The sequence below is a fragment of the Paenibacillus enshidis genome, from assembly GCF_042136365.1.
GTDB lineage: Bacteria > Bacillota > Bacilli > Paenibacillales > Paenibacillaceae > Paenibacillus > Paenibacillus enshidis.
Map to the genome: position 1 here is coordinate 42,103 of NZ_JBHHMI010000031.1, position 10,723 is coordinate 52,825.

The window sequence follows — 10,723 nt, forward strand, 5'->3', positions numbered from 1 at the left end:
GCGGTTTGGGTGTTATTATGCCTTGTCCCGATCTGACTGCAAATTTCGCAAAAGCTCAAAGATTTGCCCTCTGTGATGCGCCTCATGCTCGACCAAATGATAAATAACCCATTCCGGAGTTACGTCATAGGCTTCAAGCTGCCTTGGGGTTCTCCAGTCCGTTATGTCCATGCCTTTAAAATGAAAGAGCAGCCTGTCGCGGACCGCTTGCAGACGGTGAAGATGCTGTTCCATGGTATGGCCTTCAACATGGACCAGAGAACCGTTCTCCAACCTGTCATCCTGCAGAAAAAGAGTACGGATTTCCGGTTCATATTCGCTGGCTTCAAGCACCTCGATATACAGCCAATCCGCCTCAATAAGCGCAATATGATATAGCAGCGACCCGATGCTGTGCCGTCCTTCCAATTGCCGATCCAGCAGATCAGGGCTTATGCCATTCAACTTTTCCAAAATGGTTCTGCGCACGTCCTCCAGACACCAAAGCCATCTCCCGATTTCGGGCTCATAGCCAGGCAGGGCTGTCATCTGTAGTGATTTTTTGACCACACCATCACTCTCCTTTGCTTTCAATATTCTAGATGGGGGATGCTTTTCCTCTTGCTTGACTTGACCAGAGACCCAAAGCATATTTTCCAGAGCGCAGGGTCAAGCTGTATTTTCACAAAAAAGGGAAGAGTCCTGAACAATTTATGAAACCTTTTGTACCAGGCTGTCCTGGCGGCCAAACTTCAACTACAATGATAGTATCCGGCAGGTTCTGAACAAAGACTGCTCAAACGCACAGAAAGGGGAATTCCATGAAGTACGTTAATGGAGAAGCGTCTGTCATTCTTACAGCAGCACAACAGGAAACCGGGCCAACAGAGTCCGGAACCACAACGGAGCAGACAACGGACTATGTATATCATGAGCCGGAAAGAACTTATATGGGCCTGATCATTGGCATTATCCTGATCCTCGTTATTGTAGGGGCCCGCATCGCGTTCTCGGTCTGGGCCAAAAAAAATAAATAATCCGAATTGCCTCCTTCCTCTTCAAATTCCGATATTATTCGTAATTTCTACGCCTTTTCGGTATAATGAAAAGTATCGGTTGAACTTGAGGAAGGTGAATGATTGTGGAACCCGAACTGAGAAACGAGGAAGATTGGAATAACGACTGCCATCAGCCCAGGGAAGTTCTTGATGGCATAAAAAATAAACTGGTTGATTTACAAACGGCTGCTGATATGGCCGAAATCTTCAAAGCGCTGGGCGATCCGACCCGGATCAGGCTGATCTACGCCCTGATTGAGCGGGAGCTGTGTGTGCATGATCTGTGTGTACTGCTGGATATGGGGCAGTCCGCCGTCTCGCACCAGCTTCGCTATTTGCGCAATTTACGCATCGTCAAACGCCGGAAGGTGGGAAAAACGGTGTTCTACTCACTTGACGATACCCATGTAGAGCAAATTTTTCTGCAAACCCATCAGCATATTACCCATCAGTAAAAAAACACAGCATCAATCGGTGCATATTGGCTCCGGGTTGACGCTGTGTTTCGTTTTTTCAGGCAAATTTTACGCTAATTCCTTCGTTCGCAGCACCCTCATGGCATTCAGCACGGCCAGCAGCGTAACCCCGACATCGGAGAATACGGCCTCCCACATCGTAGCAATGCCGAAGGCTCCCAGCAGGAGAAATACGGCTTTGACCCCCAGGGCAAACAAAATATTCTGCCATACAATGCGGCGTGTGCGTCTGGCGATATGGATCGCGGATAACAGCTTGGAAGGCTCGTCGGTCATAATAACGATGTCCGCAGCCTCAATCGCCGCATCCGAGCCCAGACCGCCCATGGCAATCCCGACATCGGCCCGCGCAAGTACGGGAGTATCATTCATGCCGTCACCGATAAAGGCAATTTTGTCCCTGCGTGCTTTTTGCCGGTCCAGCTTCTCAATCTCCTCTACCTTATGCTGCGGCAGGAGCTCGGCGTGCACTTCGTCCAGACCAAGCTTCCGGCCTACGGCCTCACCAACAGCTTTCGCATCACCGGTAAGCATGATCGTCTTTTTCATGCCCAGCTCTTTCAAGGAGCGGATGGTCTGTTCCGCATCCTCCTTAATCTCGTCCGCAATGACGATATACCCCGCATAGCTCCCATCGATAGCTACGTGCACGACCGTTCCCGGTTCTTCAGGTGTCTCGAAAGGAATCTGCTCCCGGTTCATGAGCTTGGCATTGCCGGCCAGAATCTGTTTTCCTTCAAACCGCACCTGAATGCCGTGGCCCGCGATTTCGTTATATTCCTGAACATCAGCCGCCTGCAGCTCTTGCCCGTAAGCTGCGCGAATGGATTCGGCAATCGGGTGATTGGAATGGAGCTCGGCATAAGCAGCGCTGCGGAGCAGCTCCTCCCGGGTTGCCCCGTTAGCTGGATAAATCCCGGTCACGGTAAAGGCCCCTTTCGTAAGGGTGCCTGTTTTATCGAATACGACATATTTTACATCATTCAGGGCTTCAAGATAGTTGCTGCCCTTCACGAGCACACCTTGCCTGGAGGCCGCCCCGATCCCGCCGAAAAATCCGAGCGGAATGGACACCACCAACGCGCAAGGGCAGGAAATAACGAGAAACACCAGAGCACGGTAGACCCATTCGGAAAACGTGGCACCACTGATCAGCAATGGCGGCACGACGGCCAGCAGGGTGGCGACAATGACGACAACCGGCGTATAATAGCGTGCGAATTTCGTAATAAACTGCTCCGTCGGCGCCTTCTTGCTGCTTGCATTTTGTACCAGCTCCAAAATTTTGGAAACGGTGGATTCACCGTAGCTTTTAGCAACTTCAACGGTCAATACTCCGTTTTTGTTAACAAAGCCGCTTAATACCTCATCCCCGGGCTCGACCTCGCGCGGCACGGATTCGCCTGTTAAAGCCGAGGTGTCCATGGCGGTTCTGCCCTCCAGCACTTTGCCGTCGAGCGGGACCCGCTCGCCAGGCTTCACTATGATGAGATCACCGACACGAACCTCTTCCGGGGCCACCCGCTTCGTCTCAATTCCCATCTGCAGGTTGGCATAATCAGGCCGGATATCCATCAGGCTGCTGATGGACTTGCGCGACCGGCTCACAGCTATGCTCTGGAACAGCTCACCTACCTGATAGAACAGCATGACGGCCACGCCTTCGGGATACTGCTGAATGGCAAAGGCGCCGATGGTGGCGATGGACATCAGAAAATGCTCGTCGAACACCTGACCTCTGAGGATATTTTTAACAGCTCTGAGGACAATGTCACCGCCAACAATAAGATAAGCGACGGCGAACAGCGCAAACTCCGCTACTCCCGTAACAGGTGACAATAACCCGACTCCTGTAAGAAGGGCACCTGCAATCAAGCGAATGATCATGCGTTTCGTATTGCCCGCCCCATGATCATGGCTGTGCCCGTGACTGTGGTCGTGAGCATGATCGTGGTTATGACCATTCTGTGCAGCCACATGGCTTATGGCCGCTTTCGCAGCAGCTCCGTTCCCCTTCTCCACGACCTGAATATGAGGCTCCAACTGATTCACTTTTTTCCTGGCTGCTGTGACGACATCCTGATCATGCGTTTTGTCCACTTCCATCGTAAGTGTCTTGCTTACAAAGTTAACAGAACAGTCCATAACCCCGTCCAGCTTCTTCACACCGTTCTCAATCTTCATGGCGCAATTCGCACAGTCCAGGCCTTCCAGTATAAGCTCCCGTTTCACCTTTTCAACCGCTGTACCCATGAGGCTCCTCCCCTTCCTGGCAGCCAAATAACTATATATGAATAATTGTTCATGTGTTTTGAATTTATTATATGTAGTGAAGGAGAGGATTGTCAATGCAGTATTCCCAATCTGTGCAAAGTGCATGACCGGATAGCAAAAGAGGACAAACCTGAAAATAACTTCAGGCTTGTCCTCTTTCATTTCGTCAACGCGCTTCGCTCACCATTTGGGCATAGCTTGTCTGGCTGATGACGCGGCGGGCAGTTACATATCTGTTCTGATAATAAGACTCCGACAGGCTGCTGACAGTAACACCCTGGCTGCTTGAGGAATGGGCAAACTGATTGTTCCCCAAATAGATGCCGGCATGGGAAATGCCGCGTCCGCTTGTGTTAAAAAACACCAGGTCTCCCGCCCGGAGATCTTCTTTGGCGACTGCTATACCTGCGTTAGCCTGCTGTTGGGAAGTGCGGGGCAAGTCCAAACTAAACTTGTTGAATATGTACAGAATAAAACCGGAACAATCGAATCCTGCAGTTGTGGTGCCCCCATATTTGTATGGAGTGCCTGCAACCTGACTAACATAGCTGTTGATTTGTGCTTCGCTGGCATGTGTAGTGGCAGCCCCGGATGTAAACAGTACGGCAGCTCCAAAAATCGACAATATCGCTTTTTTCAAAAAAATGTTCTCCCTTCAACGCCTACGGAGTTAGCTGAGGGTTAGGTAGAAGGTTCCCTTTACTCTTTTATGTACAAGAATAATTCACCCGGAATGGTTCCCCCGTTTTCAAACACAATGAAATTCGGCAAATATTAAAATTTTGTAACCTTAATCAGAGTAATATACCCGAATGCTCTTTGTCAATGGAAGAAATACCCTTATAGATCGAAGATAAAATGGCTATATATCACTAAAAAAAGAAGTCCATAAAAGTAACACAAAAGAAACAAAAATGTAAACACGTAATGCATAGTTAGCTGAATCGAGAAACATATTACACGCAGGTTGGAGGAAAACACCGTCAAGATGGCATGTAAAAAACCGGTCGTGGCAGTTCCTTCAACCGGTTGAATGCTTCCATATTATTATCGGAGTCGGACTTCTTTCGGAGGCGTGTTAATCTTATGTTAATATAGATTTAACAAGCGACGGGAGTTGATCTTGATGAAAAGATATCCCCTTTGGTACAACGTAATTGTAGGAGCTGTACTGATCGCACTGATCTGCGCACTATTTTTTGTGGAATATAACATAACACCCTATGCCTTGTTCGTCCTGTTTATAGCCATGGCTTCCCGGGATTGGAAGACCGACCGCCGCTACTCCATTTTGTATCTTGTTTTGGCGGGGGTATACATTATTTTGATGCTGTAGCCTTTTGAACCTGTTGGCGCTCCGTAAAATAATAGATCAGTGCCATGGCTGGCAGGGCAATGCCTATGACGGACGCCGCCTTCCAGCCCCCCAGGTCATAAGCCCATCCGCCCGCTGCAGAGCCCAGGGCTCCACCTGCAAAAAAGATAGCCATAAACAAGCCGTTCAACCGGCTGCGCACCTCGGCTCCAAGGGCAAAAATCGCACGCTGGCTGAGAACCAGATTAGCCGACACGCCCATGTCTAAAAGAATCGCAGAAAAGACTAATATGGTTACGGTAAGCACCGAACGGGTATGAACCATGAAAGGCAGAGCCAGTGAAATGATGACTGCAGCCAAAGCAAGCCCTGTTGCCGGCCGAATCCAACCCCGGTCCGCAAGACGGCCGGCAATCGGTGCCGCGATCGCGCCAGATACTCCCGCTAAGGCAAACAGTGCCACTTCCGTTTGCGAAAAATGAAATGCAGGCCCTGTCAGTAAGAGCGAAACCGTCGTCCAGAACAAGCTGAAGGTCCCAAATACAGCAGCATGATAAATGGCCCGGCGCCGCAGGATTGGCGTAGTTTTCAGCAGATGCCACATCGATCCGATGAGCCTGGAGTAAGATTCGTTTGTCACCGGCTTTCTGGCAGGAAGCGCCTTGGCCAGAACCAGAGCCAGCACAAGAATCAGTACGGCGGATAAGACGAATACAGAACGCCAGCCCAGCAGATCAGCGACCATGCTGGACAGCGGACGTGCAAGCATAATGCCGAGCAGCAAGCCGCTCATCACATTTCCCACGACACGCCCGCGGGTTTCGTCAGGGGCAAGATGGGCCGCATAAGGCACCAAAATCTGCGCTGCCACCGATCCGATCCCGATCATTGCGGCCGCAAGAAGAAACAGTGCGGCGCTTGGAGCCACCGCCAGGGTAAGCAGAGACAGTGTAGTGAGCAGCAGGGCACCTACAACCAACCTCCTGTTTTCAACAATATCCCCCAATGGGACGATAAATAGCAGGCCGATGCCGTAGCCAATCTGCGTCAGGGTAACGATCAAGCCCGCCGCTCCCGAAGATAGTCCGATGGACGAGCTGATTTCCCCGACCAAAGGCTGGGCATAATATAAATTAGCCACAATGATGCCGCACGAGATGGCCAGAAAAAGTGTCAGCCACGTCGGAACGGTTTTCACAACCGATTGATTTCCTATTGAACTCATAAAAAGGGCCCCTTTACATTTTGATTTCATTTTACAGGAATGAATGTTCCAGAAAACTCAAAAAAATTTAGCTACAGCATTTCAATTACCGCAGCTATCATGTCTTCGGCCGCTCGCCTGTCACTTGTGGATCTGGCCACAACGTTGATGCCGTGATTCAGGTGAAGCAGTAGGGACGCAAGCACTTTGATATCCTTGTCAGGGCTGATTTCGCCGCTCTGCTGGCCTTTTTGCAAAAGCTCATAAAACAATCGTTCGAGCTCATTCAGACTTTCCCGCGTCAATTGATGAAACTCTTCGTGCGGAGAATCCACAGAAACGATCGTGTTTGTAACCAGACAGCCTTTAGGATAGGTTTCGTCATATGCGCCTGCAATATGCAGGTCAAAATACTGGCGGACTCCCTCTTTTACAGATGTGGCTTGCCGCAGAAGGGTCCGCTTTTTCTCCCAAACCTTCTTATAATACTTAAAGGCCTGCACATAAAGCGTTTCTTTGTCCACAAACGTTTCATACATGCTCGATCTGCTGATGCCCATCGCTTTGACCAAATCGGGTATGCTCGTCGCTTCATAGCCCTTTTCCCAGAAAACGAGCATCGCTTTATGCAGCACCTGTTCATAGTCAAATTCTTTGGTGCGTCCCATGATCATCCCTTCCTTCTCTTCGCTAACAACAGTATACATTTTCCGAAATGATCAGTCCAGTATTTTTTTCAGAAAATGGACGAGGGCTGTCAGCCGCTCTGCTAATGCGTGCTTATCCCTACCTATAAAAATGACATTAAGAAAGAACAGGGGCAAGCTTATCCCTGTTCTTTGGAGACCCATGCTCGCTAATTGGCTGAGTTATGCTGCCACTTGAAGAACAGCGGAGCATATCGAATGGCTTCCTTATCCTTCATTAAATTATTGGACGTGGTTAACTCCTCCGGTATACCATCTTATCTTGAAAAGAAATAGCTTTTCCCCTCTTCCGCTCTAATATCGAGGGGAGCAAGCCCCGGTGCCTCTATCCGGCAGCAGGGTCCGTCCGCCGTACACTCAACGACCACCTCCGTAACGAGAGACCCCGACCATTTGAAGCTGATTGTGAACCCTCCCCGCGCGCGAAGCCCTTTGACTTCTCCTTCGCTCCACTTCCGGGGCAGGGCGGGAAGCAGCCGGATCACGCCGGTGTGGCTTTGCAGCAGCATCTCGGCAATACCCGCAGCACCTCCGAAATTGCCGTCAATCTGAAACGGCGGATGGTTATCGAACAGGTTGGGCAGAGTGGAGTGATCAAGCAGTGCCATTACATTTTCATACGCCTTCTCCCCATCCTGCAGCCGTGCCCAGAAATTAATAATCCAGGCCCGGCTCCAGCCGGTATGTCCGCCGCCACTGGCCAATCTCCGTTCCAGCGTCACACGGGCGGCTGCCGTCAGCTCCGGGGAAGGCTTGGTTGTAAAGGCGTCGCCGGGATAGAGAGCAAATAAATGCGAGATATGGCGATGTCCCGGCTCAGCCTCCTCATAATCCTCCATCCACTCCTGGATTTGGCCGTGCCTGCCGATTTTCGGCTTGGGCAGACGCTCCAAAGCCCCGACCAGCTCTGCGCTGAACTCCTGATCTCTCCCCAGAATTTCCGCGCTTTGGATACAGGCCGTGAACAAGGCATCCATAATCTGAAAATCCATGGAGGCCCCGGCACAGAGAACTCCCGTCTCCCCACCAGGCAGAATATAGCGGTTCTCAGGTGAGACGGACGGGCAGGTGATCAGCCGGCCTCCCTGATCCGCAATCAGATAATCCAGCAGGAACACCGCAGCCTCCTTCATCGTATCGTAAGCCTGCTCAAGGAAACGCTTGTCCTGACCGAAGCGGTAATGCTCCCACAGATGCAGGCACAGCCAGGCCGCTCCCATGGGCCAAAAGGATGCAGGCAGATAGGTGTCCTGGGGGGCGGTATCTGCCCATATATCCGTGTTGTGGTGGGCAGTAAATCCCCGGCAGTCGTACATGACCCTGGCCGTAACCCTTCCCGGCTCTCTCATCCGCTCGATCAACTCAAACAAAGGCTCATGGCATTCGGCCAGATTGCAGAGCTCGGCAGGCCAGTAGTTCATCTGGGTGTTAATATTGATTGTGAATTTACTGTCCCACGGAGGAAGAAAGCTGTCATTCCAGATTCCCTGCAAATTGGCAGGCAGTGATCCCGGACGGCTGCAAGAAAGCAGCAAATATCTGCCGTAATGGAAATAGAGAGCAACCAGCCCATGATCCTCTTCGCCCTGGCGGACAAGCTCCAGTCGAACGTCTGTAGGAAGATGACCCTTATCCGGGTTCGCCGGCAGTGTCAGATTGACCCGTCCGTACAGGCTTCGGTAATCGGAGACATGCCGTTCCAGCAGTTCGGAGTAAAGCAGACCGGTCAATCCGCTCAAATGCTGTTTACAATACTGCTCGGGGTCCTCATATCGGAACGTGGTTCCTGCAGCAAGCAGCAGGGTAACTGAGTCGGCTCCTTCCACCAGCAGATGCTCGCCGATGGTCCGGCTGCTCCCGCCTTCGCAGACCGCCTTCAGAACGGCGCAAAATGCGCTTCCGTCCTGTCCGCCGCATTCTCCTTTCATTACAAGTCCGCTCTGCTCCCATTTCTCCGTCTTCTCCAGATATCTCCACTGCTCACGATCAAACCGGGCTTTCAATGAGACTGCCCGCTTCTTGTCCGCCGTAAGACGAATGACGATGGCCTGGTCAGGATAGCTTGCGAAAATTTCCCTCGTATATGTCACTTCCCCTATGCGATAACGGATTTTGCACACGCCCTGCTCCAGATCAAGTTCACGGACGTATCCGGTGCAGGGCTGGTCATGCTCCCTGAAGGTCAGCAACAGATCGCCCAGCGGCAAATAATGCCGCTGGCATTCCGGCAGTCCCGGCAGCGTCAGGGAAGCCAGCTCCTCCGCCTCCCGCAGCCGTCCTTGCATAATCATGTCACGCAGCTGCGGCAAATGGGGAAGCGCATCACGGTTGTTGCGGTCACGCGGCCCTCCGTACCATACCGTATCTTCGTTCAACTGGAGCTTTTCAACGTCCGTGCCTCCGAAAATCATTGCCCCCAGTCGCCCGTTGCCCACCGGCAGCGCCTCATTCCATTCCGCCGCCGGCCGGTTGTACCACAATCGGTGCGTCTGTTCCATACCCACCAAACCTCTCCTCTCCAATTAGAATCTCTTTTTACATGCCCGTAAAACGTCTTAGTATTGCCGCCGAAGAATCGGGAGAATTCCCCCACGCTCACATTCGGGTAGCGCTTTCAAAAAACGGTCCAGTAATGCTGGTTGAGCGTTCATACCCTTATTGTACAACCCAAAATATGTTAATGTAATAGCTTTATCCATAGTTTTTATAATTTATTTTTAGACTTCGCTAATATGGAATACAAAGTGCATGAAGCGTTTTTGCATCATGCACTTTTTCAAAGAAAATATGTAATTGTATTATAGAAAAGCCGGTGGCTTGAATTCTACTACGTATTCGTCGTTTTTTACGATAAAAATACTGTTCTGCTCCAGAATCAGTCTATAGCAATGAGCGCTGTGGGCCGTTTGCTTCACAGTATAGCTCCAGGTTCCGCTAACCTTCTGCAAGATTCTCCACAGAATCTCATCCACCAGTTCAGCCTTCAGTATGGGATTATTCCGGTTGACCTGGCAGCGGATCAGCAAATTCAGATTATTCCGGTTTAGAACTTGAGACTCAAGCGGCCCGTATCGCTCGGACAGGATGGCGCTCAGGTTCTCGTTAATCTCACCGCCGCTTCCTTCGGCTATTCGCAAATGCTCCTCTAAAAGCTGCTGGTGAAACTCCATATCCAGTTGACCAATTTCCTTTTTCTGAGCAAACACGGCAGATAGTTTCCTTTCTCTTCGTATCAGAGTACCAGATAAATACATGGCATATAAGTGCTGATTAATTATCAGACGAACAAAGCGGTGAAATAGTTCCACTCTTCCTGAATTTTCAATAAACAAACGGATGATAAAAAGGTGAGGGCCATCGCTTTTCGCAAGCAATGGCCCTCACCTGTTTTCCGTTTTGCTTCAAGAGTTTTCTCGATAAAACCTGTCGTAACTCGTGGGAAGGTTTTATGAAAAATAATCCCCTTCTTCGAGATCAGCGATCAGTCCGGGCTGCATCGGTTTCCAGCCCAGAAGCTCCCGTGTTGCCAGACTCCCCTGCGCAGTGTTGAACGCGCCTGCGATGTCGAATGCCGCAATGGGGCCAAGAAAGCCGAAATGGGCGGCAGCTTCTTCAGGTGTGATGCTGGCCGTTGGCACGTTCAATTGCCGCCCGATGACCTCGGCGATCTCGCGGAACGGAATGCCTACTTCACCGACGCCAAGCAGCCG

Annotated in this window: 10 protein-coding genes, 1 pseudogene and 1 riboswitch; of the genes and pseudogenes, 3 read left to right on the top strand and 8 right to left on the bottom strand. The window is 50.9% G+C overall.

Annotated features, from left to right (window positions below; all coding sequences use genetic code 11):
* Positions 1 to 15 precede the first annotated feature (15 nt).
* Positions 16 to 549 (bottom strand): DinB family protein, encoded by a 534-nt coding sequence (locus tag ACE41H_RS22010; RefSeq protein ID WP_375357708.1) that lies wholly within the window; start codon positions 547 to 549, stop codon positions 16 to 18.
* A gap of 251 nt (positions 550 to 800) precedes the next feature.
* On the opposite strand from ACE41H_RS22010, the gene ACE41H_RS22015 reads away from it, so the two are divergent.
* Positions 801 to 1,016 carry a hypothetical protein gene (locus ACE41H_RS22015; protein WP_375357709.1) on the top strand — a complete coding sequence of 72 codons (216 nt, stop codon included), beginning with the start codon at positions 801 to 803 and terminating at the stop codon, positions 1,014 to 1,016.
* 104 nt (positions 1,017 to 1,120) lie between these two features.
* Positions 1,121 to 1,492: an ArsR/SmtB family transcription factor gene (locus tag ACE41H_RS22020; RefSeq protein WP_375357710.1), complete on the top strand. Its 372-nt coding sequence runs from the start codon at positions 1,121 to 1,123 to the stop codon at positions 1,490 to 1,492.
* A gap of 69 nt (positions 1,493 to 1,561) precedes the next feature.
* Here ACE41H_RS22020 and ACE41H_RS22025 read toward each other — a convergent pair whose 3' ends face one another.
* Together ACE41H_RS22025 and ACE41H_RS22030 are read right to left on the bottom strand one after the other, a co-directional pair.
* Entirely contained in the window at positions 1,562 to 3,766 is a 2,205-nt protein-coding gene (locus tag ACE41H_RS22025) for a heavy metal translocating P-type ATPase (RefSeq protein WP_375357711.1), read from the bottom strand.
* Between the two features lie 187 nt (positions 3,767 to 3,953).
* Positions 3,954 to 4,427, bottom strand: coding sequence for a C40 family peptidase (locus tag ACE41H_RS22030; protein ID WP_375357712.1), 474 nt, complete (start codon positions 4,425 to 4,427; stop codon positions 3,954 to 3,956).
* Between the two features lie 4 nt (positions 4,428 to 4,431).
* Positions 4,432 to 4,567: riboswitch (cyclic di-AMP (ydaO/yuaA leader) on the bottom strand.
* Between the two features lie 346 nt (positions 4,568 to 4,913).
* On the opposite strand from ACE41H_RS22030, the gene ACE41H_RS22035 reads away from it, so the two are divergent.
* Positions 4,914 to 5,123, top strand: coding sequence for a hypothetical protein (locus tag ACE41H_RS22035; RefSeq protein ID WP_375357713.1), 210 nt, complete (start codon positions 4,914 to 4,916; stop codon positions 5,121 to 5,123).
* Here ACE41H_RS22035 and ACE41H_RS22040 read toward each other — a convergent pair.
* The 5 genes and pseudogenes from ACE41H_RS22040 to ACE41H_RS22060 form a co-directional block, all read right to left on the bottom strand.
* Entirely contained in the window at positions 5,107 to 6,327 is a 1,221-nt protein-coding gene (locus tag ACE41H_RS22040) for an MFS transporter (RefSeq protein WP_375357714.1), read from the bottom strand. The genes ACE41H_RS22035 and ACE41H_RS22040 overlap by 17 nt on opposite strands.
* Positions 6,328 to 6,398: 71 nt before the next feature.
* Entirely contained in the window at positions 6,399 to 6,974 is a 576-nt protein-coding gene (locus ACE41H_RS22045) for a TetR/AcrR family transcriptional regulator (RefSeq protein WP_375357715.1), read from the bottom strand.
* Between the two features lie 296 nt (positions 6,975 to 7,270).
* A complete protein-coding gene (locus tag ACE41H_RS22050; protein WP_375357719.1) occupies positions 7,271 to 9,511 on the bottom strand; it encodes a glycoside hydrolase family 95 protein in 2,241 nt (746 codons plus the stop codon).
* Positions 9,512 to 9,811: 300 nt separating this feature from the next.
* Positions 9,812 to 10,219, bottom strand: coding sequence for a hypothetical protein (locus ACE41H_RS22055; protein ID WP_375357716.1), 408 nt, complete (start codon positions 10,217 to 10,219; stop codon positions 9,812 to 9,814).
* A 240-nt stretch (positions 10,220 to 10,459) separates the two neighbouring features.
* Positions 10,460 to 10,723, bottom strand: a pseudogene (locus tag ACE41H_RS22060) (3-beta hydroxysteroid dehydrogenase); the annotation flags it as partial.

Bases quoted from the DNA above. Each gene is read 5' to 3' on its own strand.
- ACE41H_RS22015 (WP_375357709.1), top strand. From the start codon at position 801: ATGAAGTACGTTAATGGAGAAGCGTCTGTCATTCTTACAGCAGCACAA.
- ACE41H_RS22025 (WP_375357711.1), bottom strand. From the start codon at position 3,766: ATGGGTACAGCGGTTGAAAAGGTGAAACGGGAGCTTATACTGGAAGGC.
- ACE41H_RS22035 (WP_375357713.1), top strand. From the start codon at position 4,914: ATGAAAAGATATCCCCTTTGGTACAACGTAATTGTAGGAGCTGTACTG.
- ACE41H_RS22040 (WP_375357714.1), bottom strand. From the start codon at position 6,327: ATGAGTTCAATAGGAAATCAATCGGTTGTGAAAACCGTTCCGACGTGG.
- ACE41H_RS22045 (WP_375357715.1), bottom strand. From the start codon at position 6,974: ATGGGACGCACCAAAGAATTTGACTATGAACAGGTGCTGCATAAAGCG.
- ACE41H_RS22050 (WP_375357719.1), bottom strand. From the start codon at position 9,511: ATGGAACAGACGCACCGATTGTGGTACAACCGGCCGGCGGCGGAATGG.